21 protein-coding genes are annotated in these 23,075 nt (G+C 56.8%); 14 read left to right on the top strand and 7 right to left on the bottom strand.

Annotated features, from left to right (window positions below; all coding sequences use genetic code 11):
* Positions 1 to 180: 180 nt before the first annotated feature.
* From NC979_RS07665 to NC979_RS07675, 3 genes are all read left to right on the top strand, one after another.
* Complete coding sequence (locus NC979_RS07665) at positions 181 to 1,308, top strand: GUN4 domain-containing protein (protein ID WP_190514556.1); 1,128 nt, start codon at positions 181 to 183, stop codon at positions 1,306 to 1,308.
* Positions 1,309 to 1,450: 142 nt separating this feature from the next.
* On the top strand, positions 1,451 to 1,639 hold the full coding sequence (locus NC979_RS07670) for a hypothetical protein (protein WP_431191036.1): 189 nt from the start codon (positions 1,451 to 1,453) through the stop codon (positions 1,637 to 1,639).
* Between the two features lie 234 nt (positions 1,640 to 1,873).
* Positions 1,874 to 2,083 (top strand): hypothetical protein, encoded by a 210-nt coding sequence (locus tag NC979_RS07675; protein ID WP_190514557.1) that lies wholly within the window; start codon positions 1,874 to 1,876, stop codon positions 2,081 to 2,083.
* On the opposite strand, the gene NC979_RS07680 is transcribed toward NC979_RS07675, so the two are convergent.
* From NC979_RS07680 to NC979_RS07690, 3 genes are all read right to left on the bottom strand, one after another.
* On the bottom strand, positions 2,017 to 2,925 hold the full coding sequence (locus NC979_RS07680) for a hypothetical protein (protein ID WP_190514558.1): 909 nt from the start codon (positions 2,923 to 2,925) through the stop codon (positions 2,017 to 2,019). The two genes, NC979_RS07675 and NC979_RS07680, sit on opposite strands and share 67 nt — an antisense overlap.
* 276 nt (positions 2,926 to 3,201) lie before the next feature.
* The gene (locus tag NC979_RS07685; protein ID WP_190514559.1) at positions 3,202 to 3,810 is read right to left on the bottom strand and encodes a hypothetical protein; all 609 of its coding nucleotides are present in this window, start codon (positions 3,808 to 3,810) and stop codon (positions 3,202 to 3,204) included.
* A 105-nt stretch (positions 3,811 to 3,915) separates the two neighbouring features.
* Positions 3,916 to 4,230 (bottom strand): YkvA family protein, encoded by a 315-nt coding sequence (locus tag NC979_RS07690; RefSeq protein ID WP_190514560.1) that lies wholly within the window; start codon positions 4,228 to 4,230, stop codon positions 3,916 to 3,918.
* A gap of 272 nt (positions 4,231 to 4,502) precedes the next feature.
* Here NC979_RS07690 and upp point away from each other — a divergent pair, with 272 nt between their 5' ends.
* The 4 genes from upp to lysS all read left to right on the top strand — a co-directional run bounded on the left by upp (position 4,503) and on the right by lysS (position 7,726).
* Positions 4,503 to 5,156: a uracil phosphoribosyltransferase gene (gene upp, locus NC979_RS07695; RefSeq protein WP_190514561.1), complete on the top strand. Its 654-nt coding sequence runs from the start codon at positions 4,503 to 4,505 to the stop codon at positions 5,154 to 5,156.
* A gap of 142 nt (positions 5,157 to 5,298) precedes the next feature.
* Positions 5,299 to 5,625 carry a ssl2009 family thylakoid membrane protein gene (locus NC979_RS07700; RefSeq protein ID WP_190514562.1) on the top strand — a complete coding sequence of 109 codons (327 nt, stop codon included), beginning with the start codon at positions 5,299 to 5,301 and terminating at the stop codon, positions 5,623 to 5,625.
* A 108-nt stretch (positions 5,626 to 5,733) separates the two neighbouring features.
* A complete protein-coding gene (locus NC979_RS07705; protein WP_190514563.1) occupies positions 5,734 to 6,018 on the top strand; it encodes a YggT family protein in 285 nt (94 codons plus the stop codon).
* A gap of 166 nt (positions 6,019 to 6,184) precedes the next feature.
* Positions 6,185 to 7,726 (top strand): lysine--tRNA ligase, encoded by a 1,542-nt coding sequence (lysS, locus tag NC979_RS07710; protein ID WP_190514564.1) that lies wholly within the window; start codon positions 6,185 to 6,187, stop codon positions 7,724 to 7,726.
* Positions 7,727 to 8,076: 350 nt separating this feature from the next.
* Here lysS and NC979_RS07715 read toward each other — a convergent pair whose 3' ends face one another.
* Together NC979_RS07715 and NC979_RS07720 are read right to left on the bottom strand one after the other, a co-directional pair.
* The gene (locus tag NC979_RS07715) at positions 8,077 to 8,748 is read right to left on the bottom strand and encodes a helix-turn-helix domain-containing protein (protein WP_190514565.1); all 672 of its coding nucleotides are present in this window, start codon (positions 8,746 to 8,748) and stop codon (positions 8,077 to 8,079) included.
* 27 nt (positions 8,749 to 8,775) lie between these two features.
* Positions 8,776 to 10,266, bottom strand: coding sequence for a hypothetical protein (locus tag NC979_RS07720; protein WP_190514566.1), 1,491 nt, complete (start codon positions 10,264 to 10,266; stop codon positions 8,776 to 8,778).
* 203 nt (positions 10,267 to 10,469) lie between these two features.
* Here NC979_RS07720 and NC979_RS07725 point away from each other — a divergent pair, with 203 nt between their 5' ends.
* Complete coding sequence (locus tag NC979_RS07725; protein WP_190514567.1) at positions 10,470 to 10,832, top strand: NfeD family protein; 363 nt, start codon at positions 10,470 to 10,472, stop codon at positions 10,830 to 10,832.
* Positions 10,833 to 11,071: 239 nt separating this feature from the next.
* On the opposite strand, the gene NC979_RS07730 is transcribed toward NC979_RS07725, so the two are convergent.
* Positions 11,072 to 11,593: a phycobiliprotein lyase gene (locus tag NC979_RS07730; RefSeq protein WP_190514568.1), complete on the bottom strand. Its 522-nt coding sequence runs from the start codon at positions 11,591 to 11,593 to the stop codon at positions 11,072 to 11,074.
* A 235-nt stretch (positions 11,594 to 11,828) separates the two neighbouring features.
* Complete coding sequence (locus NC979_RS07735) at positions 11,829 to 12,962, bottom strand: BUD32 family EKC/KEOPS complex subunit (protein ID WP_190514569.1); 1,134 nt, start codon at positions 12,960 to 12,962, stop codon at positions 11,829 to 11,831.
* A 315-nt stretch (positions 12,963 to 13,277) separates the two neighbouring features.
* On the opposite strand from NC979_RS07735, the gene hemE reads away from it, so the two are divergent.
* The 6 genes from hemE (at position 13,278) to NC979_RS07765 (ending at position 22,929) form a co-directional block, all read left to right on the top strand.
* Entirely contained in the window at positions 13,278 to 14,339 is a 1,062-nt protein-coding gene (gene hemE, locus NC979_RS07740; RefSeq protein WP_190514570.1) for a uroporphyrinogen decarboxylase, read from the top strand.
* A 111-nt stretch (positions 14,340 to 14,450) separates the two neighbouring features.
* Entirely contained in the window at positions 14,451 to 15,236 is a 786-nt protein-coding gene (locus NC979_RS07745) for a PD-(D/E)XK nuclease family protein (RefSeq protein ID WP_190514571.1), read from the top strand.
* 139 nt (positions 15,237 to 15,375) lie between these two features.
* Positions 15,376 to 18,219, top strand: coding sequence for a PAS domain S-box protein (locus NC979_RS07750; RefSeq protein ID WP_242023779.1), 2,844 nt, complete (start codon positions 15,376 to 15,378; stop codon positions 18,217 to 18,219).
* Positions 18,216 to 18,605, top strand: coding sequence for a response regulator (locus NC979_RS07755; protein WP_190514572.1), 390 nt, complete (start codon positions 18,216 to 18,218; stop codon positions 18,603 to 18,605). Before NC979_RS07750 ends, NC979_RS07755 begins: the two co-directional genes overlap by 4 nt.
* The gene (locus tag NC979_RS07760; RefSeq protein ID WP_190514573.1) at positions 18,602 to 20,671 is read left to right on the top strand and encodes a response regulator; all 2,070 of its coding nucleotides are present in this window, start codon (positions 18,602 to 18,604) and stop codon (positions 20,669 to 20,671) included. Before NC979_RS07755 ends, NC979_RS07760 begins: the two co-directional genes overlap by 4 nt.
* Positions 20,672 to 20,901: 230 nt before the next feature.
* Positions 20,902 to 22,929 (top strand): elongation factor G, encoded by a 2,028-nt coding sequence (locus tag NC979_RS07765; protein ID WP_190514574.1) that lies wholly within the window; start codon positions 20,902 to 20,904, stop codon positions 22,927 to 22,929.
* Positions 22,930 to 23,075 lie beyond the last annotated feature (146 nt).

Genomic DNA, 23,075 nt, shown 5'->3' on the forward strand with positions numbered 1-23,075 from the left:
GGGGCTAGGCCAATCTCAACTTCCCAGAGCGCTGACCCGGACGCGGAGCAAATCTTCTAAATCGGCAGGCACCCGGTAGATATTGAGGTCTTGGGGCGTATCAATTTGCGCAACGAGGGCAAGGGCTCGTCCGAAACGGTTGATACTAATCTCAGTCTGTATTCTGTAGGGGTAACACCTATGCCTGAGATGCTGAGCCTGAAGCCGTTAGGCTGTGTCTTGGTGGTAGCTTTGGCCACGACTACACCACTCTCCGTTAATGCCCAGGGCACCCCTTCTCGGATCGCCTGTGAAACGATGGCTTCTCTAGGCCAGAGAGGGAGTTTAACCTACCGACTAGCGGGCAGCCTGTCAGAGAATACGGCGGCAGACAACCTGCAAAACCCAAATGGCACAGCCCTGACCCTAACAGTGCAGTGGCAAAATCAAACCGGTCGGGTGCAAACCCTGCTCAATGCCTCTGCACTGAGTGCTTATGGACAACTGGCTCACAATGCTGACTATGCTCAACTGCCCTTTGAAGACCCTTTTCGTGGTCGGCCCAACAATGCTGAGCATCTCTATGGAATACCCGATTCGGTGCATGGCCTCTACGTCAGTCTGCGCCCCACCAGCGAACTGCCCCAGCAGATGCAGGTTGTCCACTACTTGAGCCCTAGTGAGTACGTGCGCTCAATGGTGGGCACCTGCCAGACTGCGAACGCCGAAGTCGACGGGGCGATTGACGAGCAGTTGGCGCTGTTACAAGAACGCCTTCAAGCTCAGGACTGGGCCGCTGCCGATCGCATAACCCGACGGTTGCTGGCCCCAGGGACAACCTCACGGCCACCTTTCGATCCCCTACCCTCTGATCCAGTATTGTTGCGGCCAGAGCTAATAAACGCCATTGACCAGATGTGGCTAACGGCCAGCAGCGGGCGGTTTGGACTCAGTGTGCAGCGGCGTCTTTGGCAGGAGGCGCTGGCTGCTCATCCCAATGATGGTGCAGCGGCGGTCAATGCCTTTCGCGATCGCGTCGGCTGGAAACTAGCGGCTCCTCGTGCTGAGGTTGACTTCATCAGCAGTGACTGGTTAAACGAGTCGGAGGTGACCTACTCGTTGCAGGCTCCGGAAGGACATCTGCCCTGGGCTGGCGTGTCGGATGAGGTGGTGCAGGCGACCGCGGTTCCACCAGCAGGGATGCATTGTGGTAGTTGCACGGTCGATGCTATGCAGCTCCGCAACGAACACTTCTATACATACATTCCAAAATTGATGGAACGGGTGGCATTGTATCTAGACCGGCCAGTTTCCCAGAATGCACCGTAGCAACGCCTGATATAGCGCTGGCCAGCGGCTTAAGACAGTAGAGCAATCTGTGGTGGCCAAGGATGGGGGTGAGGGGGCGATCGCCCCGTCTGTCCACGCCTATATCACAACCGGCAAACCATAGGGTAGGCTAGGAAAGCAAATGACACACCCTAAACCCATGGCCAACCTCGAACCCACCGTCATCCCCACTGTTGAGCGTTCTAAGGCGGGCTTTAATGACTATGCCGAGCGGCTGAACGGGCGCGCCGCCATGCTTGGGTTTGTGGCGCTGGTGCTGTTTGAGATGGCTACTGGGCAGGCGATCGTCACCTGGCTGGGGTTGCGCTAGGTTAGGCTTTTTGCCGCCTTGGGAACGATGTTTTATAACTAAGCCAGACTTCCCCAGGTCCTTGCCGAAAAGTTTCACTCGGCATTCCTTTTTTAAGGGAGACAGGGGGAATCTTCAGAGGCCACTTCACTGTCAATAAATCTGCTACATCCAGGAGACCGACCCATTAAGGTGCTTTTTAGAAAACAACCGTGGCTAGCTACAGCGCTCACCGTAGGCGCTGTCGATGGCCTTATGGGAGCGACAGAAGACAAGGTTTCCTTAGCGTTGTTTGGCCTGCTGCTAGCAGGCGGGGCCGTAACCTTGAGCTGGGGACAGATTCAGCGCCATGCTACCTCTAGCAAAATGCCTGTGCTGCTGAACCCGCCGGGGCAGGTTTACATTCCGACATCCATGGGCCGAAACGACCTACAGGCCAACACAGGCGACGAATCTACCCCCTGAAGTGGGCACTTGGCCTGACTACAGGAGCGGCAGTTGGCGTTGAGCAGGTATTCTAGACTGCGCTGGCGGTAAAGGCTCACGTTTTGGCGAATGTAGCCCTCAACCTCAAGCTCTGACAAGTTATCGGCAATCAGAATGGCCTGGGGAGTTGCTAAGGCCTGACGGCTGAGATTAATGGCGGCCAGATTGTCGCAAAAGCTAATCTGAGGCGAATGCACCACTACCGGCATCTTTTGGGGCTGGCTGCGAAAGCCCTCGGGACGCTGCTGGGCGTAGTGGTCTTTAAATTGCAGGGTAACGGTGCCGTCTGCATAGCAGCGGCTGCGAATGTGGCGCTGAAAGGGCATGGTGAGAAACCCATCTGAGGCGAGGCTGTACCACCATGACTTGTGCCACCCCTGGGAGGGCAAATTGAGAATGTGCTGCACCTCGTCGGGGTCAAAGCCCGATCGCGCCAGCAAGGCCTCAGCTTCAGTCAAGGAAACATTTTGAGCCAGGGTGGCGAGGTCGGAGTGGCAGGGGGTGATGGCCTGGTATTCGCGATGATTGTGAACATCGGGCAGCGGCGGCGCATCGGGATAAGACCCGGCCAGCACGCAGTTGATGTGCTCGAAAGTGAGCGCGGCATCCATGCGGCCCTGGGCATTGGGCAGGGGAACGCCGACCTCGACAGTGACGGAGCCAATTTCGTGGGGGTGGGCGATCGCAGGCAGACTCTCGGTGAGCAGCGATCGCAAAAAACCATCGTCAGCCACGGCTAGAGCCAGCTGCGGGTCAGCGGTAGACAGGCTACTTTCCGGTTGGGTGCGTTGAAAAGGCTGGGCGAGAGGAGAGCTAACCATAGGTAAACACTCGCCAAAATGAGGAGTACCGCTATTGAGTGGGCCTAGATCTAGCCACCAAACCCGTTTCACTGTTCTATCAAGTCGGTCAGCCGCTAGGGAGTGCCACGCCAGGAAACGTTGCACAGGTTTGCACAGCGCAACGTAACCGCCGTACTTCGTTACCGTTTTTGGTGCCCTCAGCAGCAGAACCGCACCTTTAATAAAAAAAGCCTCCGCGATGTCACGCGAAGGCACTCTTGCTTTACCTAAGGATCAATACACAACCAACCAAAACTAGACGTTTGTCGAGTCGTCCACTGAGGTTTCGACGTCGTCCAACACAACGATGCGGACGGGGGTGGGCGCAGTAGGCGCAGCGGGCTGACCCAGTTTGCCGTAGGCCAACGCTACTAGGGAACGAAAGCCGCGTACTAGGGGCCGGACAACGTCGTAGCGATCGCCCTGTTCCGTAGCCATTTTGGTGTCGAAGCGATCGATTTGAGTTTGAAGGCCAGACAGAATTTGCTGGGCCCAGCCAACTTTGCGATCGTCGGCTAGATAGCGCAGGTCGGCAAAAATTTGTGCCCAGGTTGGGGCAGGGGCGCTGGTCTCGGTAGCGGTCTCAGCATTGATCGCTTCGGCCTGAACAGCCTCGGCAACTGCATCGGCGACAGCTTCAGCGGTAGCTGCATCGGCCGCTTCGTTAGCCCGAAGTTGCGCAATCATTTCTGCGAGGGTTTTGCGACCTTGGGTTTCGATTTCGCCGGAGCCTTCTCTGAGTTCAGCCAGAGCTTCAGCAGCGGCAGCTTTAACGATTTCGCGAATGCGGCTAGCGCGCTGGCCACCTTCTTTTTGGGCTTTTTCCCACTCGGTCTTAACGCGGTCTTGTACGGTATTGGTCATAAGGATTCCCCTAATTGAAAATGGATTGAAAGAATGTTGAATTGTGTCTAAGCTGGTCGCGGTGTTTGCTCACCAACAGTGCTTGAAAACCGAACCAAACTAGGTTTAGCGAACAGCAACAGCATCTACGTCAATTACTGTTGCGCTGGTATCTACAGATTCTGTCATTGCGATCGTTTCATCGACTTGGCGTAGATTACGTCTGCGATCGAGCAGAATTTGGGTGATTTCAGTGACGGCGATCGTAGCGATCAGACCATCATCAAGCCAACCTAAAACCGGAAGAAAGTCGGGAGAAATATCAATGGGGCTGACCAGATAAACCAGGGTGCCAAACAGCACAACCCAACGATACTTAGAGTTGCGTAACAACTGACGGTACCAATTCATAAAAGGCTTACCAAAAAATCGCTTTGCCATTGCTATCTCCTTGCGCCGATATGTTCATCTTGACAGAATCAAAGGGTGCGCACAGGTGTGGCTTACCCCTGTAAAAACAGGGTTTTTACACCGAATAAACCGTAGGAGGAGAGCCGTAGGGGTAGGGGTGAATGAGTAAGTGAGTGGATGGGTGGGGGGCTAAGGAGTGGGGAGTGATGGTTTAGGCGGTATCAGTTCTGTGTTGGGGAGGAATCGCTTCTCCGGGAGACTCCGGGGTATGATGTGGCAGATTTTTCGCGGGCACCTGGGTTATGTCATCCTTTCAACTGCGTATTTATGTTCCGCCGCATCCTTTGGTTAAGCATTGGTTGGGGGTAGCTCGCGATGCTGATACGCCGGGGCCACTGTTTCGCTCGGCGATGGAAGAATTGGGCCGCTGGCTCACCTACGAGGCCATTCGCGAGTGGATCCCAACGATGGATACGACGGTGAATACGCCTCTCGGCCCGGCTCCGGCCACATTTATTAACCCTGAGGTGCCGACGATGATTGTGCCGATTTTGCGGGCGGGGCTGGCGCTAATGCCGGGGATTCAGGCCTTGCTGCCCCTGGCTTCGGTTTACCACGTAGGCTTTGTGCGCAACGAAGAAACTTTGGAGGTCAGCTGCTACCTCAACAAGCTACCGGCTCAGCTCGACCCCGCCACGCGAGTGATCATCAGTGAACCGATGCTGGCCACGGGCGGCACCATCATGGCAATGATGGATCAGCTGACTCAGCGGGGCATTGACCCGGCGGTGGTGCGAATTATTTCGATTGTGGCGGCACCGCCGGCCCTGCAAAAGCTAGCGGCGGCCTACCCTGCGGTGACTATCTACACCGCCATGATTGACGAAGAGGTGAATGAGCACGGGTTTATCGTGCCGGGGCTGGGGGATGCGGGCGATCGCACCTTTGGCACCTAGCCCACTCGCCACCCAAAATCCGTCAGAATGAAAGCGGTATCGGGGGCGATCGCCGAATTTGTACTGTGCAGTTGGCCGGTTGCTTTGCCACAATTAGAGTATTGTAGGCTTCGGTTCTTTGGGTTAGATGGATTAACGACCTATGAGTCAGCAAGACAATTTCGTCGGTGGATTTCTGCTCGGCACCCTGGTGGGTGGCACCCTGGGCGGCGTGGTGGGTGCGTTGGCGGCCACGCGCATTCAGCAGTCGGGGGGCAAAGCTAAGTCTGCGCTACCCAAAACCAGCGGCAGACTGGCCTTTGGCGAATTTGACGACCCCGACGAAGAGAGCATTGAAGCCGCCCGCCTCGGCTTAGAAGACAAGATTGCCCAGCTCAACGACGCGATCGATGACGTGCGGCAGCAGCTCGGCGGCATCAACGGCCACTCTGAGCGCCCTTGGGAAAGCCCCTCCCGCATAGACTCTTAAGCAAATCTACCGGGTTCGCTCCGTGCTGGACGAAGCAAACCGTTACACTAACTGACAGACTTAGACGCTCCGTGTATTGTTGATAACGACTACTGCCGAGGTTCTCAAATGGACATATTGGTACAAACCCTCACCACGTTTTTATCGATCTATACGATCTTGCTGATCGTACGCATTCTTCTGAGCTGGTTTCCCAATGTGGATTGGTTTAGCCCGCCCTTCTCGGTGCTGAGCCAGCTGACCGACCCCTACTTGAACCTATTCCGCTCGATTATTCCTCCCCTGGGCGGCATTGACATCTCACCTATCCTTGCCTTCTTGCTGCTGTCGTTTGTGCGGCAGGGGCTGGTTGCGATCGCCGCCGCCACGGCATCATCCTACGCCTACTTCTAGGCTCCTACTGCCAGATTTAACTCAAGCCTGACCGCTGGACTCTCCCGTTTGGAGAGGAGCTAGCGGTCAGGCTTAACTGCTTTAAAGGATTGCCGCTCGTCGTAGTCCGGGGGCCAGGGTTCCCTATAATGGGGGCTTGTGACGTTTTGCCATTCACTCCCTAGCTATGTCGTCTGACTCTAACCGCCCAGGCCAAAGCGCCTCTAGCCTTGACGAAATTCGCGCCGCCCGCCTGCAAAAGGTAGAAGACCTCAAGCAGCTAGGCCAAAACCCCTTTGCCTATCGCTGGGATGTCACTCACCACACCGCCGACTTGCAGGCCAAATACGCCGACATAGAAGCCGGAGCCGAGGTAGATGCTGCGGTTTCTCTCGCCGGAAGAATTTTGGCGCGGCGGGTGTTTGGCAAGCTGGCCTTCTTTACCCTGCAAGATGAGAGCGGCATCATTCAGCTCTACCTTGAAAAAGCCACCATTCAAGAGCACATGGGCGCGGCGGATGAGCAGGCCTTTGAGCACCTGAAGCAGCTCACCGACGTAGGCGATATTCTTGGCGTGCGCGGCACCATCAAACGCACCGAGAAGGGTGAACTCTCGGTCAAAGTGCAGGAGTACAGCTTGCTGACCAAGGCGCTGCTGCCCCTGCCCGACAAGTGGCACGGCTTGACGGATGTGGCCAAGCGCTACCGCCAGCGCTACGTCGATTTAATCGTCAACCCCACCGTGCGCGACACCTTTCGCAAGCGGGCGCTGATCACCTCCGGCATTCGTCGTTATTTAGAAGATCGGGGATTCTTAGAGATTGAAACTCCAGTGTTGCAAAGCGAGGCCGGGGGGGCTGAGGCGCGCCCCTTCGTCACTTACCACAACACTTTGGAGATGGATCTCTACCTGCGTATCGCTACCGAACTGCACCTGAAGCGGCTAGTGGTGGGCGGTTTTGAGCGGGTGTTTGAGATTGGCCGCATTTTTCGCAACGAGGGCGTGTCTACCCGCCATAACCCTGAGTTCACCAGCGTGGAGTTTTACCAGGCCTACGCCGACTACCACGATCTAATGAATTTGACGGAAGACCTGATCGCGACTCTCGCTAAAGACATTTTGGGAACGCTCAAAATTACCTATCAGGGTGTAGACATCGACCTGACCCCGCCTTGGAGACGGGTAACGATGCATGACCTAGTGCAGGAGCACACTGGGCTAGATTTTCGCCAGTTCAACACCTTAGATGAGGCCAAAGCAGCGGTTAAGGATCTCAAGCTGCATGGTGTTGAAGACTGTGACTCGGTCGGCAAACTGCTGAATGAAGTCTTTGAGCAAAAAATTGAAGAAACTCTGATTCAGCCGACGTTCTTGATCGACCACCCGGTAGAAATCTCGCCTCTGTCGAAGCCTCACCGCAGCCGACCTGGGGTGGTGGAACGATTTGAGCTATTTGTGGTGGGCCGAGAGACCGCCAACGGCTTCTCGGAGTTGACTGACCCCATCGACCAGCGGCAGCGGTTTGAGTTGCAGGCGGCGCGCAAGGCGGCGGGCGATCTGGAAGCTACTGGGGTGGATGAAGACTTTCTCACGGCTCTGGAGCACGGTATGCCGCCTACCTGTGGTGAGGGCATTGGTATCGATCGCCTGGTGATGCTGCTCACCGATAGTCCCAGTATTCGCGATGTGATCGCCTTTCCGCTGCTGAAGCCGGAGCGGGAGGAGTAGGGGAGTTGGTGGGTAGGCGGGTGGATAGGTAGGAGGGTTGATGAGGAAGGTGGGGGGGTGAGGAGGGGGGAGTTACCATCCAAAATCGCTTGTCCAACGTTGCTTTCCTAACGAAAAGCTCCCCGCCTAGGCGGGGAGCTTTTCAAATATAGGGAGTTCAGCTAGAAAGTGGGGTTCTGTATAGTAAAGGTGCAGTGGGTTTGCCCGGTTATGACCTACCCACGCATAAGATTCCCATGCTGGGGCCCAAATTCCGTAAAGAACTGCAAAAAAATCTCCAACTTCATCAGGTATTTATTGGCAGGGTAAAAATTTTGCTGGAGCTGGCACCAAGCTCAAGGCAGCGGCGTCTAGGCTTGGATCGGTGTGACTTTGGCGCGGTACAGCAGGCGATCGCCTTGACGGTATCCCATATGGCTCACCCTCGCTGGCTGGCCTGGTGATAGAAAGCCGGCCTTAGGTTGATGAATCTGCGGATCATAGGACACTTCGGCCCCGACTGTTTCTATGGGGGTAACCCCCCAGCTCTGTACAAGGGTTTCTACGGGGCGCACCAGGGGGAGCAGTTTTTGGGCAGGAAGATCGGCCTTTTGCTGGGCGGCGTGGGCGGCGGTGGGCCACTGCACCAACCAGGGCTCTAGCTGGACGATTGCCTCCTGCTGCACCTGCTGGCGCACGGTGTCGGCCTGGATGGCGAGCTGGGCTTGGAGGCGATCGCACTCCTGCCGCAGGGCCTTAATTTGATCCGTTGCCTCAGTCCCAAAGTCTCCTTTCGACTGAGGCGCAGTGGTTAAGCTAAATTTATCTACCAAAGCCTCTAGCGACAATCCCAAAGCTTGGCTGAGGCGTTGCAGCACGTCCACCCGCAGTCGCCCAACCTGCCCCTGGCGCAGGCTGTCGATCGCCGAACGGGGCACGCCGCTGGTCTGGCTCAGGGCACGATAGCTGGCAATATTTGACTCTGCCATCAGCGATCGCAGCGCTGGGCTGTGGTCTACTCGGTTAGAACTAGAACTTGTCATAGCCCTCCGCCAACGGTTTATGCTTCCCTAAAAATTGAGGTCTAACTCTTCCGGCGGGCGGTTTTGCAGGTCGGGGAGATTGCTGCCAGAGGTTGGCTCTTGGTCGCGCATGCCTTCGCCCAGCGGATCGCGGGGTCGAGTTGCCGGCGGGGTCGTAGGACGAGGCGCTGGGGCAGTTTGGCTACTGCCGCTGGAGGTGCCGCCCCCCTGATTAATGATTACGGGCTGATTGGGTCGAGGGTTGAAGGTCTCAAAGGTAACGGCACGCACCAGGGGCGGGTTTTGGCCGTCGGTGACCCGCAGGGTCACGGTGGTAGTGCCCGCTGGGCTGAGGGGCATCGACAGCGCTCCCTGAAGGCCCACTGTCCCCGGTGAAGGCAGCAGTTCAACTTTAGCCGTTGAGCCACCCTCTACTCGCCAGGCCACCTGGAACCCAGGGATTTGCTGGCCCGGCTCTACTGGCACTAGATATTTGGGCTGAGCCTCACGTCCGTTGATGGTGAACGAAGCAATGCGCACCGGGCGGGGCTGAATATTCACCACTTCGCTCTGTTTGGCCGCTGGCAGCTCGCGATCGCCCAAGTTAGCCGGTACCGGAGTGAGCTCAAACTGGTACTGCCCCACCTCCATCATGCCGCTGGGCACCCCTTGGCAAATTAGCCGGTCTTCTAGTTTGCAAAAGGGCTGAAGCTCTTCGGGCAGAGACACCTGGGGGCTATCTGGTTTGCGCAGGGCAAACCGTCGCCCCCCTATGGTTGTGCCATCGGGCCGCTTGACCACCAGCAGTAGGTCTTGCAGGCTTGCGGGGTTGGTGACAATCCAGCTGACGCGAATGCCGGCATCAGTAACGGGCGGGGCAAGGGTCGGTGTGTTTGCCGAAACTTGGGTACCGGCCTCGGAGTAAATTACTTGGTCGGGGGCGAGCTCGACCACGGTGGGCTGGGGTAGGTCGGCTACGGTGACTAGACTGCTCTCGGCCTGGATGGGGGCTAAGTTCAGACCCATATCGGGCAGCAGGGTGAGCTCAAAGCGGTATTGGCCCGGCTCACGCAGTTCGAGGGGCACTTCGCGACAGGTCAGCAGCCGTCTAGTCTGGTCACAGTAGGGCAGCAGGCCAACCGGCAGCCCCTCCGATAGGTCGTAGGTTTCTGGGCCAAATACCAGGGTGCCGTCCGGGGCGTAACCGCGCAGCAGTATGGTCTGCACCTGGCGAGGGTTGCTCACCTGCCAGCTCAGGAGTGGGCTTTCCCCACGAGCGATCGCATACTCACTCTGGGAGGGCGAAATATCCATCACGTAGGGATGTGACGGCGTGCGCAAAGCCCACCACAGCAGACCGCCGAGACCGCCTAGGGCCCCTATGCCAGCGGCGATCGCCAGTCTTCTCTGCCACCGAGGGCGCGGCCGCGGCGCGGGCAACGGCGCTAGGGTGATAGCCGCCGCCGTCGCTGCGCTCTCCACCGCTGGGTCGTTTTTGAGTTCTGGCTCGTGCCACTGTTCGATTTGAGACCCTGCCATAGCCGTTGTTTGTCCTCACATTCCAGGGCAGCATAGCGACTTAGCGGTGCCCCTGCCAACCACCTCGACTCACCAATGCTCTAATGGTGACATTCTATCTATCACGCGCTGCTATCTCTTTCAGGCTGCTATCTATCTCAAGGATGAGTTCTAAACCCTAGAACCCATCGAAACTAGTCCTTATCCTACAAAAGGTTTGAGCCATGTCAGACGATCTAATAGAAGATGTCTTTCCCGAAGCTGATTCACCCCAAGATATTCAGTGGGCCGCCGACTCGGCTGATGAACCTACCTTCCCAGAGGGAGCCTGGACGGATAAAACAGCTATAGTTCAAGACCTTCTGGAGGGCCGCAAGTACCAGGTTAAGTTTGAAGGGGTCTACTGGACTGCGATCGCAGCCTCCGCTGCAGTACCGCTGGTGCCCGGCGACACCGTGGCTGTTTTGGGCCGCGACGGCAACGAACTCATTGTGCAAAAGCTGCCCGAGGACCAACCCGATCTTCAGCTGCCTAATGTTGCAGTTGGCTCCGAGGGTCAAGCGCCCCTGCCAGACCCCTTGATTTAAATCATCCCCAGCGGCACGCGTTCTGACGGCGAACCTAGTTGAGGTCACCAAGACCGAGCGTGACCATCTCTGTCTAGAGAGGGCAACGGGAAGAGAGCCTTCAAAAGACAGAGGTTTATAGGCCAACCCTACACCCGCTAGCTACAGCAGACGCGCCTAATTGTTTTAACAGCGTTCAATCCAGTGCCTCTCATCCCTCGGCTGTAGTCGGGGGATTTTGAATTTTTTGAGAGATGTGCTCAGTCGGCAGGTTTGGCTACGCCCATGCGAATTTCTGAGCAAAACGATGCCGTTTGCACATCATCTCCAGTTTTGAGCACGCTGGTGCGCATGCGCAGGTTGGGGTTTACAAACCACAGGCGTTCTTCTACCTGCCCTGCGTCGGTGGGGGTAACAATGGTCAACACTTCATCCTCAACCCGGTAGCTGCCCTGGAGCGCCGGTGAGGCCGTTGGCGCTTGCACCAGCACCCCGTCCCCCGCTTCGGTGGGAGTCATAATCACCATCAGGGCACTGCTCTGGATTTTTTGGTTTTCGCCCTCAAGCTGGCTGTCTTGGTGAACCCGCAGACCACAGGCAATCTGGCTAGGGTCATGGCCGAGGGTGGTGCAGACCTGGGCTAGATCGGTATCGGTGGCGGGCAGAAACTCAATCAGCAGATTAGACTGCCCCGCTTGGGAACTCTGACCAGCCAGGTTGTGAATGGTGCGCTGAGAAAACCACTTGCCGGCCAGGGTTTCAAAAAAGTTCACAATTTCCATGGGGATAATCTGCGTCTCGACAAACAGTCACAGTCTTTAATTCTAAAGCGAAGCGCTCCCTTTTCCCGCCTGGGTAATGGGCGACTGTGGTGTCTACTCTGTTCAGGGGTTCAACGCCGAAGCTGCAATAACCCAAGGAAAGCTGTCTAGAGATTAGCGGTGCCTACAACGTAGGCTGCGTAAGGCGTTGGGCGGCAGGCAGTCCGTCCTATCCGCAGAGAATTGTTGCCAAGGGCTAGCGATATGAATCCGCTGTTTTAGTTAAAAATCCCGTCTCTGTAAGCAGTTGCTGTAAGGTTTTATGGGGAAATTTAGTATCCTTTTTGGTGTTTCCCCAAATATCAAAGAAAAAATTCCGTATGAGCAAAATCACACTGCAGTACCTGACAACAACAGCCACCCAATATGCACCGAAATCCATTGTGTTATTAGTATGAATTTGCCCTAGGTTCGCGAGCAGTAGGGTAGCTAATTCATAGCGCTCGGTGTTGTCTTTTATGCCGCACATGATCCTAATGCTGCGCTTGGCCTGCTGTGAGCACGAATCGTAGTGCCACTGCACCATATGGCCGACATTGCGAAAAATTTCACAATAGTCGTAGAGCCTATGGGTCTCAAAAAAAGCGCGTTCATGCTCTGATAACGCAAAGCTCTGATCGAGAGCCAGGCCAAAATCGGTTAGATATAGTTGTTTGCCGTCGGTAAGAATATTGCGAAAATGGGCATCGAAATGAATAACTCCTTTAGCACCCAAAAAAGCAATAATCTCGCGCAGATTGTCTAGGACTTTTGGCAGTGTGTGTGGATGGTGCTGGAGCCAGGTTGCTAGCGTCTGCGGCAGGTATTCTAAAAACAAAACTAGCTCATATCGGGCGTTTGCTCGCTCTAACATATAGGTGCCGGTGTTTTCATGGTTGCCCCAATACGCTACAAATTCCTTGTGGCAACCTTTGTCAATTTCTGTGGGTAAACCTGAATAAGGCACGATTCGATAGTGGTACATCAAAGGAAAAGCGGCGCTCGCCCCCTCCAATACCCATTGGGTGGTTTTTATATGGGTAATAAGCTCACGAAAGACATTTAACCCAGCAACGCCTAGCCCTGCAGAGCCAAGGCCATAGTTAAAATAGGTGGGCAGGTGATAGAGATTTTTAGTAGAGAATAGATTGTCATATTCCAATTGGGTAATGGGAATGCGTTTGACAAAAACCTGACATTGTCCAACGGTGATCGTATCAGTCAGACCCCACCCGAGCTTTAATTCACTATTACTCAACAGGCTCCGCAGCTTTTGGCTGTCGAGTTGGGCAATTTTTGCGCTTAGCTCAAAATAGTTTGCTAAGCGATCGCCCACAGAATTGTTTGACATCTTTTCCCCTATCACTGCACTCGAAACTACGTTGGTTCAAAGCCAAAAAAGCATTTTTCTTATACTCTTTTGTTAGAGCATCAACGGAGACGATGGCGGAAGCAAATACACGAGAGTGGAGGCTGTGCACCAGAGCAGCCGCGCTCAAGGGGTACTGCTCTACCGGGAACCCTCAAATTGTGTACAAATGTTGCGATACAAAAAGTGCTGAACCCCTTTTCCCGTAAGAATTTAGAAGCATCACAGAGTGATAAGCTAACGGTTACGCTAAAGACTGTTTTGTAACGCTGTTCTTGTAAATTGGTGACGCCTTCCATGACCGCAGTGAACCAGGTACCTTTGTTGCTCCGCGCTGCTCGCCACGAAGCGCTAGAGCGCCCGCCGGTGTGGATGATGCGTCAGGCGGGTCGCTACATGCAGGTGTACCGCGACCTGCGCGATAAATATCCGTCCTTTCGCGATCGCTCTGAAAACGCCGACTTGGCCATTGAGATCTCGCTCCAACCCTGGCGCGCCTTTCGCCCCGACGGCGTGATTATGTTCTCCGACATTCTGACGCCGCTGCCGGGCATGGGCATTCCCTTTGACATTATCGAGAGCAAGGGGCCAATCATCGAGCCGCCCATTCGTACCCAGGCTCAGATCGACGCGGTGCACGAGCTGGACCCCGAAACGGCGCTGCCCTACATTCGCACCATCCTGCAAACCCTGCGCCAGGAAGTCGGCAACGACGCTGCCGTGCTGGGCTTTGTGGGCTCTCCCTGGACGCTGGCGGCCTACGCGGTGGAGGGCAAGACCTCCAAGAGCTACACCAACATCAAGGGCATGGCCTTCAGCGAACCCGCCATGCTGCACACCCTGCTGGGCAAGCTGGCCGACAACATCGCCACCTACGTACGCTACCAAATTGACTGCGGTGCTCAAGTGGTGCAGCTGTTTGACTCCTGGGCTGGGCAGCTTAGTCCGATGGACTACCGCACCTTTGCTCTGCCCTACCAGCAGCGGGTGGTGCAGCAGGTGAAGCAGACCCATCCAGATACTCCCCTGATTCTCTATATCAGCGGTAGCGCCGGTGTGTTTGACCTGATGGGTGAGTCGGGCGTCGATATCGTCAGCGTCGACTGGACGATGGACATGGCCGAAGCTCGCCGCCGTCTGGGTCCCAATATTGGGGTGCAGGGCAATATCGACCCGGCAATTTTGTTTGGCTCCCAGGATCTGATTCGCGATCGCATCCTCGACACCATTAAGAAAGCTGGCAATCGCGGCCACATTCTCAACCTGGGCCACGGCATTTTGCCCGGTACCCCTGAAGAGAATGCTGCCTACTTCTTTGAAACCGCTAAAAACATCGACAAGCTGCTGGCGACTGTTTAGAGCAACGCCATAGAAGCCTGTTGGAGGAGGGGTGCAGGGTTTAAGGTTTAAGGTACAAGGTCTGAAACAAAGCCTTGAACCCTAAACCTTGAACCTTGACCCCCTTTTCCTATGCTCTCCCTTACCCAGGGCCATTTACGCCTGCTGGAAATCTGCCCCCGGCGCTACCAATACACCTACCTGGAGCACCACACAGCCCCTATGGATCCGGCTATGGCGGAGCGGCAGCGGTGGGGCACGGAGTTTCACCGGGTGATGCAGCAGCGAGATTTGGGCCTGCCCGTCGATGACTTGCTAAAAGAAGACGCTGCCCTAGATGCGGCGGTGCATAGCTTGCTGGCCGCTGCCCCAGAGCTGTTTTTGCCCCAGGTCGATGGCTTTCGCCAAAGCGAGCACCGTCGCACTCTGGCCTTTAATGGCTATACCCTCACTGCCATTTACGACCTGCTGGTAATGGGGCCGACCAGCGGCCAGATTGTCGACTGGAAGACCTACCAAAACCCGCCTCAGCTGGCCCAGCTAACCCAGGATTGGCAAACCCGTCTGTACCTCTATCTGTTGGTCGAAACTAGCCATCTGACTCCAGAGCAGGTGACCATGACCTACTGGTTTGTGGCCCCTCCAACGGCGCAGGCCGCGCCTAAGCCGCCCAGCAGTATCACCATTGCCTATAGCGCCGCCCAGCACCGCCGCACCGAGACCGATCTGCAAGGGCTGACCGACACTTTGACCGCCTTGCTGGCCACCGAGGCCGATCTGCCCAAGGTTGACCTAGCCCTGGGCTACTGTGCTCAGTGCCCGTTTGCGGTGCGCTGCCAGCGGTGGTCGGAGCGCTTTGGCCAGGAGGGGGTGATGACCTTGCCTGCGATCGCAGATATTGCCGAGGTGCCCCTGTGATCCTCTCCCTGAGGATATAAGGTCGCGGTGAGACCACTGTTACCCTCGTTTTCACCGCAATGCAGCGGTTAATATCGGAGTTATAGGCAGGCTGATCGACTAGATCTGGTCACAACTTATCTTTCAGGGCGTTTTCTCTATGACGCAGCCCTTTTCTTTGCAGTCTATGGTGGCTTTGGCCCAGCAGGTGCAGGTCTGCGAAGCCCGTTGCCGCACCCTGTTTGACCACGCTCAGCTCGGCATCGTGTTGGCCAATGCTGAGAGCTATTGCTTTGACGCCAACCCTGCTGCCTGCAAGATGTTTGGCTACAGCCGTGAAGAATTTGTGGGGTTGCACACCTCTGATCTGGTGGTGCAAAGCGAGGGGCAAACCGTCGAAGCCGCTCTAGAGGCCATTCACAGTGGAGCTGACTACCAGCAAGAATGGCAGTTTCGCCGCCGGGACGGCACCGTCTTGGCGGCGGAGGTGATTGCTACTTTGATGCCCGACGGCACGCTGCTGGGGCTGATTCGCGATCTGAGCGATCGCAACCAGGCTCAAACCGACCGCCAGTACTTAACTACCCTGATTGAGACGTCTCCCGACGCTATTGTCAGCAAAGACTTGAATGGCATCGTCACCAGCTGGAATGGGGGGGCAGAGAATCTGTTCGGCTACACCGCCGCCGAAATGGTCGGCAACTCGATTACCCAGATCATTCCAACGTATCGACATCAGGAAGAAGTTTTTATCTTAGAACGACTCCGGCGGGGCAAACGGGTAGAGCAGCTAGAGACCCAGCGGCAGGCCAAAGACGGACGTTTGATCGATGTCTCCATTACCGTGTGGCCAGTGCGCAGCGCCAGCGGGGCGATCATTGGCGCCGCAAAAATTGCTCGCGACATTACCGTGCTAAAAGCGCGTGAGCGCGAGATTATGCGCATGTCAAGGCTCTACGCGGCCCTAAGTCAGATCAACCAGGCGATTGTCTGGGCGACCGATCGCGACCAGCTTTTTCAGAAGGTGTGCCAGGTGTTGGTAGACGATGGCGGCTTCTGTATGGCCTGGATTGGGTGGCACCGCCCAGACCCAGCCGGGCTAGAGCTGATGGCGGCCTACGGCGATGACGATAGCCTAGTGCCCAGCCTGCTGGCCGTTGATCAGGGCCAGTCGCCAGCCTCCGATCGGTCGGTTGGCTTGGCCGCTATAGCTCTGCGATCGCAGCAGCCCTACATCTGCAACGATGCCCTCAATGACCCGGAAACCAGCGCCTGGCGCGGTGCGATCGCCCACGGCAAGTTTCGAGCCTCAGCCCACTTTCCGATCTGGGCAGATGGGGCTGTAGTGGGGGTGCTCAACGTCTACGCTGAGCAGCCCAATGTCTTTCACGACAAAGAGATCGCCCTGCTCAAAGAAGCCACTGGCGATCTCTCCTTTGCCCTCAAAACCTTTGCCCGCGACGCGGCTCGCCGTCAGGCCGAGCAGGCCCTCCGCGACGAAAAGCGGTTTGCCGACATCATGATCGAGAGCATGCCTGGCTTGCTCTACTTCTACGACGCCGAGGGGCGCTTCTTGCGCTGGAACGAAACCTTTGAACGAGTCTCGGGCTACTCTGCCGATGAAATCGCCCAGATGCACCCGCTCGACTTCTTCGCAAGCGATGACAAAGGGCGGCTAGAACAGCGCATTGAACAGGTCTTAAGGGACGGCAAATCGTCTGTTGAAGCCAACTTTGTCGCCAAAGACGGCACCGCTACCCCCTACTTTTTTACCGGGCAGCGTGTGCAGTTCGACAACACTTGGTGCCTAGTGGGGGTCGGCATCGATATTTCAGAGCGCCGGCGAGCAGAAACCCGTTTGGCCGAAAGCGAGCGCAAATACCGCGAGCTGGTCGAGCATGCCAACAGCATTATTTTGCGCTGGAACTCCGGTGGGTACATTACCTTTCTCAACGAGTATGGCCAGCGCTTTTTTGGCTATAGCGAGGCCGAAATTCTCGGTCGCCACGTGATGGCAACCATCGTGCCGCCCACCGAAAGCAGCGGCCGCGACCTACAGCAGCTGATCGCCGACATTTGCGCCGACCCCAGCGCCTTTGAGCAAAACATTAACGAAAATGTGCGTCGCGATGGCCAGCGCGTCTGGGTTGCCTGGACCAACCGCGTTGAGTTTGATGCCGAGGGGCGGGTGGTCGAAATTCTCAGCATCGGCACCGACATGACCGCCCGCCAGCAGGCTGAGGCCGAGCGCGAAAAGCGGCATCGGGCTGAGGCGGCCGATCGCATCAAATCGGCCTTTTTGGCCACCATGAGCCACGAGCTGCGCACCCCGCTCAACTCGATTATTGGCTTTACGGGCATTATTTTGCAGGGGTTGGCCGGGCCGCTCAACGCCGAGCAGAGCAAGCAGCTGACCATGGTGCGCACCAGCGCCCGCCATTTGCTGGCCCTGGTCAACGACGTGCTCGATATTTCTAAAATTGAAGCTGGGCAGCTAGAGGTGGCCCGCGAGCCCTTTGACCTGCACCAGTCGATTGCCAAGGTGCTGGCGATCGTGCAGCCCCAGGCCGAGGCTAAAGCGTTAAATCTGCGCGTTGAGGTGGCTTCCAACCTGGGTGAAGCCTTGGCCGACCAGCGGCGGTTTGAGCAGGTTTTGCTCAACCTGCTGAGCAATGCGATTAAATTTACCGATCGCGGCGAAGTCGCCCTGACGGCAGAATTGGTTCATGAGCTCCCTGGGCCTAGCGCTGCTCCAGCGACGCTGCGGTTGCGGGTGTCTGACACGGGCATAGGAATTAAAGCCGAGGATCTACCCACCCTGTTTCAGCCCTTTCAGCAGATCGACTCGGGGCTGGCGCGCAACCACGAGGGTACGGGTCTGGGTTTGGCAATCTGCCGTCGCCTGATTGACCTAATGGGGGGCGCTATTCAGGCCGAGAGCACCTGGGGTAAGGGCAGCACCTTTACCGTGACGCTGCCGCTGCAAGCACCGGAGACACCATGACAAAGACCATTCTGTTAATTGAAGACAATCCTCAAAACCGCTATTTGGCGCAGTTTTTGCTGGAGCATCGGGGCCACAAAGTTCTTCAGGCAGAAACCGGCCCCGAAGGGCTGAAGCTAGCGGCGATCGCCCGCCCCGACCTGATTTTGCTCGATATTCAGCTGCCCGGTATGGATGGTCATGCCGTAGCCCGCGCCCTTAAGAGCGACCCGCAGCTCAAACTAATCCCCATTGTGGCGGTGACCTCCTATGCCATGGTGGGCGATCGCGAAAAATGCCTGGCTGCCGGAGCCGAAGGCTACATCGAAAAACCCATCGACCCCGAGTCCTTTGGCGATGAAGTGGAGCAGTTTTTGCCCGCTGCCCTAGGAGGTATCGCCCCATGAGCCCGGTGCTGATCGTTGACGACAACCTCGAAAATCTCTACCTGCTGCGCATGCTGCTTCAAGGCCACGGTTACAGCGTAGAGGAAGCTCACCACGGCGTCGAAGCCTTGGCCAAAGCCCGCCAGCAGCTCCCCACCCTGATCATCTCTGACCTGCTGATGCCGGTGATGGATGGCTACACCCTGCTGCGCCAGTGGAAGGCTGACGACCAGCTCAAAGCCATTCCCTTTATGGTCTACACCGCTACCTATACTGACCTTAAAGATGAGCGCCTGGCCTTTGACCTGGGGGCTGACGCCTTCTTAGTCAAGCCTGCTGAACCAGAGACGTTGATGGCCAGCATTACGGCTCTACTGGCCAACCTTGACCCCGCCCAGCCTTCGGTGCGCCAGCCGCAGATCGAAGAAAAGGCTCTGCTCAAAGACTACAGCGAGGCCCTGTTTCGCAAGCTGGAGAAAAAGGTCGAGAGCCTACAGCAGACCAACCGGCGACTAGGAACCGAAATTGCCGAACGCAAACGCACCGAGGCCGCCCTGCGCGCCAGCGAAGCTCGCTACCGCCAGCTATTTCAAGCCATCACTGATCCAGTGTTGGTCTGCGATCGCACCACCCTGGCCTGCCTAGCCGTCAACGATGCCGCTGTAGCTGAGTATGGCTACAGCCGCGACGAGTTTTTGACTATGACCCTGCAAGATATTTATCCGCGCGAGGATGTGCCCGCTTTAATGGAGCGATTGGCTCAGGCAGGCTCATCCCTCGAACGTCGCGGCGTCTGGCGCCACCACAAGAAAACTGGGGAGATCATCAGCGTCGAGATCTCCACCTACGGCCTAACCTTCGCCGATCGCTCCGCTTACCTGGTGCAGGCCCGCAACGTCACCGAGCAGCAGCAACTCGAAGAACAGTTTCGCCAGGCCCAAAAAATGGAGGCCATCGGTCGGCTGGCGGGAGGCATTGCCCACGACTTTAACAACCTGATTACCGTAATTAAGGGCTATAGCGAGCTTTTGCAGAGCCGTATTCCCGCCAGCGACGCCGCCGCCCAGCTGCTGGGTGAAATTTATCAGGCGGGCGAACGCGCTGGTACGCTAACCAGCCACCTGCTGGCCTTTAGTCGTCAGCAGGTGCTAGCGCCCCAGGCGCTCAACCTCAACACCGTGGTCAGTAATACCGAAACCATGCTGCGCCGCCTGATCGGCGAAGACATTATTTTAACTACTGACCTGAGCCCTACCCTCGGCCCAATTAAAGCTGACCCCGGTCAGATCGAGCAGGTGTTGATGAACCTGGCGGTCAACGCTCGCGACGCTATGCCCCAGGGCGGCACCCTTACCCTGGCCACCCAGACCGTGCAGCTAGACGAAGCCTACTGCCGCCAGGTATCTGATTTGAGCCCCGGAAAATACGTGCGGCTAACGGTGACCGACACCGGCTGCGGCATCGACACTGCGACCCAAGCCAAAATGTTTGAGCCCTTTTTTACCACCAAACCTGTGGGCAAAGGTACCGGACTAGGCCTAGCCACAGTGCATGGCATTGTCAAGCAGTCGGGCGGCCACATCGCGGTAGAGAGTGGGGTGGGCCAAGGGACGAGGTTTCAGATCTACCTGCCGCTGGTGGCTGAGCCGCTGCCTGAGGGGCGATCGCCGGCGCGATCGCGCACCCTGCCCCAGGGCACCGAAACTGTCTTAGTAGTCGAAGACGAAGATGCCGTGCGTGCCCTAGAAATTCACGTTTTGCAGCGCTGTGGCTACCGGGTGCTAGAGGCTGCCAATGGCCAGGCGGCTCTACACCTGGTCGAGCATGCGCCCGGCCCCATTCATCTGCTGATGTCCGATGTGGTGATGCCCCACTTAGGGGGACGCGAACTGGCCGCTCAGGTGACCCACACCTATCCCCACTGCAAAGTGCTGTTTCTCTCGGGCTACACCGACGATGCCGTGATTCACCACGGCGTTTCAAAGGCCGACGTCGCCTTTTTGCAAAAGCCCTTTACCCCGTCGGCGCTGGCCCAAAAAGTGCGGCAGGTGTTGGATGGGGAGACTGGTGCAGGGTTTAAGGTTTAGAGAACGGCCTTAAACCCTTGGCCTTAAACCCTCAAAATCTCCTGTTACAGATCGACAAAACCAGGCACAAAACTTCAACAGGTGAACTTTCTAGAACCTGATCAAACAGGCGGTTAAGGTCGCGTTAATCTGGAGTTAGACACAGCTGAGTCACTTCATATCAAGCTCGTCACGCCTTCAAGCTACAGGCTTTTCTCTACATGCCATCGCACCATGGCAAGGAGTTTATTATGGCTCAAAACGTCCTTTCAGGCCGACGTAATGTAGCGCTGGTCGGCACCTATTCCAGCGGCAAAACAACTCTTTTAGAGAGCATCTTGTCTGTCACTGGGGTCACAACTCGTAAAGGCAGCGTCGATGAGGGCAACACCCTCGGCGATAGCTCCCCGGAGGCCCGCACCCGCCATATGACCGTAGAACTCAATGCCGCCAGTACTCAGTACGGCGGCATTTGTTTTACGTTTGTCGATTGCCCCGGCTCGGTGGAGCTTCAGCAGGAGACCAACCATGCCCTGATGGGGGTCGATGCGGCGATCGTGGTCTGCGAAGCCGACCCCAACAAAGTGCTCACCCTCTCGCCCCTGCTGCAATTTTTAGACGCTTGGGAAATTCCCCACCTGATCTGGATTAACAAGCTCGATCGCGCCAACGGCACCTTTGCTGAAGTGCTGGCGGCCCTGCGTCAGATCTCCTCCCGGCCAGTGATTCCCCAGCAGTACCCAATTCGCCAAAACCACGAATTAGTAGGCTTTATTGATCTCGTTACAGAACAAGCCTTCCACTACCATCCCGGCGCTCCCGCTGACCCCGTACCGCTGCCTACCGCGCTCCAGGCCGAAGAACAAGCCGCCCGCGCTGAGATGCTGGAAGCCTTAGCTGACTATGATGACCACCTATTAGAAGAACTGCTAGAGGACATCGCCCCCCCTGAAGAAGAAATCGTCCATGACCTCAAAATGGAGCTGGGGGCTGACCTAATTGTGCCGGTGTTTATCGGTGTCGCCCTAAACGACTATGGCGTACGCCCCCTGCTCGATGCCTTGGTGAAGGAAGCCCCGGCCCCAGAGGTCACCTGCGAGAAGCGGGGCATCACGTGCGAGACCGACACCCTAGCCCAGGTGCTCAAGACCTATTACACCCCTCAGGGCGGCAAACTTTCCCTAGTCCGGGTCTGGTGTGGCGAACTCAAGGATGGGGATAGCCTGAACGGCGATCGCATGGGGGGGCTCTACGACCTGACGGGCACCCAGCAAACCAGCCTCACTAGAGCAGAGGCTGGGCGCATTGTCGCCGTCGCCCGCTTGGAGGGGGCTCAAACTGGCGATACCCTGACAACCGGTACTCTCAATACCCTGCTGCCCAAAGCTCCAGTTATTGAGCCGGTCTACGCTCTGGCCATTACCTCCGTCAAGCGCAGCGATGAGGTTAAACTCAGCGCCGCCCTCACCAAGCTGCTCGAAGAAGATCCCTCGCTCTTTTGGGAGCAGCACGGTGACACCCACGAGGTGATTCTCTGGGGGCAGGGGGATGTGCACTTAAATTTGGCGATCGATCGCCTCAGCCGCAAGTACAACTTGCCCATGAGCACCCACCTGCCCCAGGTGCCCTACAAAGAAACTATCCGTCAGGCCAAAGAGGCCGTTCACGGCCGCTATAAACACCAGAGCGGCGGTCACGGTCAGTTCGGCGATGTCTATCTGTCGATTCAGCCGCTGCCGCGCGGCGACGGCTTTGCCTTTAGCGATACCATCGTCGGCGGCGTGGTGCCCAAGCAGTACATTCCCAGTGTCGAAACCGGCGTGCGCGAATACCTCGACCACGGGCCGTTGGGCTTTCCGGTAGTGGATGTGGCGGTGACGCTGACTAATGGCTCCTACCACAACGTCGACAGCTCCGACAATGCCTTCAAACAGGCGGCCCGCATCGCTATGCAGGAGGGCCTGGCGGCCTGCACCCCCACCCTGCTCGAACCCATTGACCTAGTAGAAATTTCGGTGCCCAGCAGCTATACCTCTAACGTGCTGAAGCTGATCACCGGCAGGCGTGGGCAAATCCTTGGCTATGAGGGCAAGGCCGACTGGCCCGGTTGGGATGTGGTCACTGGCCACCTGCCCCAGGCCGAAATGCAGACCATGATTCTGGAGCTTAGGTCGCTGACCATGGGTATTGGTTTCTTTAAGTGGACCTACGACCACCTCGACCCGGTGCCGGAGAAACTCACCGAGCGGATCCTAGCGAGTACGGGGGGCGATCGCTAAACCCTAACTCCACTTAAAAAATCCCCTGGGTAAATGCTTTCGTACAAGCCCCAGGGGATTTTGATGGAATTTAGCTAGCTTTTGAGCAGTTGAAGGATCAGATACTGGCGCGATCGCAGCCTCAAGCAGTTTGCCCAACCTCAGCC

The sequence above is a fragment of the Leptolyngbya subtilissima AS-A7 genome (assembly GCF_039962255.1).
GTDB lineage: Bacteria > Cyanobacteriota > Cyanobacteriia > Phormidesmidales > Phormidesmidaceae > Nodosilinea.

Coding starts and splice junctions, on each gene's coding strand:
- NC979_RS07675 (WP_190514557.1), top strand. CDS start 1,874: ATGGGAGCGACAGAAGACAAGGTTTCCTTAGCGTTGTTTGGCCTGCTG.
- NC979_RS07750 (WP_242023779.1), top strand. CDS start 15,376: ATGACGCAGCCCTTTTCTTTGCAGTCTATGGTGGCTTTGGCCCAGCAG.
- NC979_RS07760 (WP_190514573.1), top strand. CDS start 18,602: ATGAGCCCGGTGCTGATCGTTGACGACAACCTCGAAAATCTCTACCTG.
- NC979_RS07665 (WP_190514556.1), top strand. CDS start 181: ATGCCTGAGATGCTGAGCCTGAAGCCGTTAGGCTGTGTCTTGGTGGTA.
- NC979_RS07680 (WP_190514558.1), bottom strand. CDS start 2,925: ATGGTTAGCTCTCCTCTCGCCCAGCCTTTTCAACGCACCCAACCGGAA.
- NC979_RS07755 (WP_190514572.1), top strand. CDS start 18,216: ATGACAAAGACCATTCTGTTAATTGAAGACAATCCTCAAAACCGCTAT.
- upp (WP_190514561.1), top strand. CDS start 4,503: ATGTCATCCTTTCAACTGCGTATTTATGTTCCGCCGCATCCTTTGGTT.
- NC979_RS07745 (WP_190514571.1), top strand. CDS start 14,451: ATGCTCTCCCTTACCCAGGGCCATTTACGCCTGCTGGAAATCTGCCCC.
- NC979_RS07705 (WP_190514563.1), top strand. CDS start 5,734: ATGGACATATTGGTACAAACCCTCACCACGTTTTTATCGATCTATACG.
- NC979_RS07685 (WP_190514559.1), bottom strand. CDS start 3,810: ATGACCAATACCGTACAAGACCGCGTTAAGACCGAGTGGGAAAAAGCC.
- NC979_RS07700 (WP_190514562.1), top strand. CDS start 5,299: ATGAGTCAGCAAGACAATTTCGTCGGTGGATTTCTGCTCGGCACCCTG.
- NC979_RS07765 (WP_190514574.1), top strand. CDS start 20,902: ATGGCTCAAAACGTCCTTTCAGGCCGACGTAATGTAGCGCTGGTCGGC.
- NC979_RS07715 (WP_190514565.1), bottom strand. CDS start 8,748: ATGACAAGTTCTAGTTCTAACCGAGTAGACCACAGCCCAGCGCTGCGA.
- NC979_RS07730 (WP_190514568.1), bottom strand. CDS start 11,593: ATGGAAATTGTGAACTTTTTTGAAACCCTGGCCGGCAAGTGGTTTTCT.
- NC979_RS07735 (WP_190514569.1), bottom strand. CDS start 12,962: ATGTCAAACAATTCTGTGGGCGATCGCTTAGCAAACTATTTTGAGCTA.
- NC979_RS07690 (WP_190514560.1), bottom strand. CDS start 4,230: ATGGCAAAGCGATTTTTTGGTAAGCCTTTTATGAATTGGTACCGTCAG.
- hemE (WP_190514570.1), top strand. CDS start 13,278: ATGACCGCAGTGAACCAGGTACCTTTGTTGCTCCGCGCTGCTCGCCAC.
- lysS (WP_190514564.1), top strand. CDS start 6,185: ATGTCGTCTGACTCTAACCGCCCAGGCCAAAGCGCCTCTAGCCTTGAC.
- NC979_RS07670 (WP_431191036.1), top strand. CDS start 1,451: ATGACACACCCTAAACCCATGGCCAACCTCGAACCCACCGTCATCCCC.
- NC979_RS07725 (WP_190514567.1), top strand. CDS start 10,470: ATGTCAGACGATCTAATAGAAGATGTCTTTCCCGAAGCTGATTCACCC.
- NC979_RS07720 (WP_190514566.1), bottom strand. CDS start 10,266: ATGGCAGGGTCTCAAATCGAACAGTGGCACGAGCCAGAACTCAAAAAC.